General features: G+C 58.3%; 3 protein-coding genes. All 3 read left to right on the top strand.

The window, feature by feature from the left end; all coding sequences use genetic code 11:
* The first annotated feature begins 240 nt into the window (after positions 1–240).
* The 3 genes from NW849_RS14160 to gatB all read left to right on the top strand — a co-directional run bounded on the left by NW849_RS14160 (position 241) and on the right by gatB (position 2,319).
* A complete protein-coding gene (locus NW849_RS14160; protein ID WP_414358468.1) occupies positions 241–417 on the top strand; it encodes a hypothetical protein in 177 nt (58 codons plus the stop codon).
* On the top strand, positions 414–698 hold the full coding sequence (locus NW849_RS14165; protein ID WP_414358470.1) for an acylphosphatase: 285 nt from the start codon (positions 414–416) through the stop codon (positions 696–698). The genes NW849_RS14160 and NW849_RS14165 overlap by 4 nt, the downstream gene beginning before the upstream one ends.
* A gap of 148 nt (positions 699–846) precedes the next feature.
* Positions 847–2,319: an Asp-tRNA(Asn)/Glu-tRNA(Gln) amidotransferase subunit GatB gene (gene gatB, locus NW849_RS14170; protein WP_414358471.1), complete on the top strand. Its 1,473-nt coding sequence runs from the start codon at positions 847–849 to the stop codon at positions 2,317–2,319.
* Positions 2,320–2,393: the final 74 nt, after the last annotated feature.

Here is a 2,393-nt window from a genome sequence, read left to right on the forward strand (position 1 = left end):
TCTGAGTGCTCCACAAATCCAGTGGCGCTATCCATCCCCACCCTACAGAGGGTGGGGAATTCCGCGCGTTTTGTTAACTTTCGAGCGCAGAGATTTTGAGCTGGCGGGGAACCCTTTGGGATTGGAAGGGTCAAAATGGATGCTCGCGAAGCGGGCCGTAGGTCGCTGGGGATCCGGCATCTGTTAAGGTGCTTGAAGGGTGGGTTCTTCTGCACAAGCATTCTTCGTGAGGTTGGGCTCATGTCTCCTGTGCTGTGGCAAGCGATTGGGTACGCCTGTGGGATCTCGCTGGGGATCCTGGGGTTGATTGTCCTTGTCAACGTTCTCGTGGAATGGCTGGATCGGCGAGAGACCCCGGCGAAGCCGACCGAGCCGCCAGAACCCTGCAGCACACCGGAGGGATCCCAGTCGGCATGAGTGACAGGGTTCGCGTTCACGTCTGGATACGGGGGCGGGTTCAGGGCGTGGGGTTTCGAGCCCACACCGAAGCGATGGCTCTCCATGCGGGTGTTCAAGGGTGGGTGCGCAATTTGCGGGATGGTCGTGTAGAGGCTGTTTTTGAAGGATCCCCTGCCGCAGTGGAGGCGATGCTGCGCTGGTGCCAACAGGGCAGCCCCGGTTCGGTTGTGGAGGCCGTTGAGCAACGTTCTGAGCCGCCGGAAGGTCTAGCCACCTTTGAGATTCGCCCTACCGTTTGAAGGAGTTTGGCTGTTCCAAGGATTTCTTTGACCTGCAGCACTTCAGCTTCGTCCGCTGGTTCTGAGCTGCCGTCCTCAGAAACTGCCCATGAGCTGGGATCCCCCAAGGTCGCACTAGAATGGTTACACCGCAAGTTTTTCCCATCCCATGACTGTTGCTGCCCCCGCCAAAGTGCAATATGAAGCTGTGATCGGGTTGGAAGTTCACTGCCAGCTCAGCACCCGCTCCAAGATCTTTTCCAGCAGCGCGACGGCATTTGGCGCTCCCCCCAACACGAATATCGACCCGATTTGTATGGGCTTGCCCGGCACCCTGCCGGTGTTGAACGAAAAGGTGCTGGAGTACGCGGTCAAAGCCGGTTTGGCCTTGAATTGCACCATTGCCCCCTACAGCAAGTTCGACCGCAAGCAATACTTTTACCCCGACTTGCCCAAAAACTACCAAATCTCGCAATACGACCTGCCAATTGCCACCCACGGCTGGATCGAGATCCAGCTCAGCGACGGTCGCACCAAGCGCATCGGCATCACCCGTCTGCACATGGAAGAAGACGCGGGCAAACTGGTACATGCTGGCAGCGATCGCCTGTCGGGATCCAGCTATTCTTTGGTGGATTTCAACCGAGCGGGGGTTCCCCTCATCGAGATCGTCAGCGAGCCGGACATCCGCAGCGGGGAAGAAGCGGCAGAGTACGTGCAAGAGCTGCGCCGCATCCTGCGCTATGCCGGGCTGTGCGATGGCAACCTGCAGGAGGGATCCCTGCGCTGTGATGTGAACATCTCGGTACGTCCGCTGGGGTGCGAGACCTTTGGCACGAAGGTGGAAATTAAAAACATGAACTCCTTCAACGCCATCCAACGGGCCATCGAGTACGAGTTCAACCGCCAAGTCAAGGCTGTGGAGGCAGGCGAGCGGATCGTGCAAGAGACCCGCCTCTGGGAAGAAAACAGCCAGCGCACCATCAGCATGCGCAAGAAAGAGGGATCCAGCGACTATCGGTATTTCCCGGAGCCGGATCTGCCGCCGATTCGCGTTACCGAAGCGCAGAAAACCCGCTGGAGGGCAGAGCTGCCGGAATTGCCCGGTGTGAAGCGGCGACGTTACCAGGAGGTGTACGGTCTCTCGGTGTACGATGCCCGCTACCTCAGCGATGAACGCAACACCGCCGAATACTTTGAAGCCGTGATCGCCGCCGGTGCCGACCCGAAAGCAGCCGCCAACTGGATGATGAGCGACATCGCCAGCTACCTCAACACCCACAAGCTGGACTATCCCGACATTGCCCTGAAGCCGGAAACCCTGGCCGAGCTGATCGGTCTCATCGAGCGGGGCACCATCTCCAGCAAAATCGCCAAGGAGATCCTGCCGGAACTGCTGGAAAAAGGCGGGTCGGCCCGCGCCCTGGTGGAAGCTAAGGGCATGACCCAAATCTCGGATAGCGCTCTGCTGGGGCAGATGATCGCCGAGGTGCTGGCAGAAAACCCCGAGCAACTGCAGCAGTATCGGGGGGGCAAAACCAAGCTCTTCGGCTACTTTGTCGGGCAATTGATGAAAAAAACTCAGGGACGGGCAGATCCAAAGCTGGCCAACGACCTGCTCAAGCAACACCTCGACGGCTAGCTGATACATTTACGCTGAACACTGCTGAACATCACTGTTCAACTATGCAGCGATAGCATTCTGTTTGTTTCCAA

Origin of the sequence: Synechococcus sp. R55.3, from assembly GCF_047461975.1 — a bacterium.
Taxonomy (GTDB): Bacteria; Cyanobacteriota; Cyanobacteriia; order Thermostichales; family Thermostichaceae; genus Thermostichus.

Excerpts from the sequence above, each read along its gene's own strand:
- NW849_RS14160 (WP_414358468.1), top strand. The coding sequence starts at position 241 with ATGTCTCCTGTGCTGTGGCAAGCGATTGGGTACGCCTGTGGGATCTCG.
- NW849_RS14165 (WP_414358470.1), top strand. The coding sequence starts at position 414 with ATGAGTGACAGGGTTCGCGTTCACGTCTGGATACGGGGGCGGGTTCAG.
- gatB (WP_414358471.1), top strand. The coding sequence starts at position 847 with ATGACTGTTGCTGCCCCCGCCAAAGTGCAATATGAAGCTGTGATCGGG.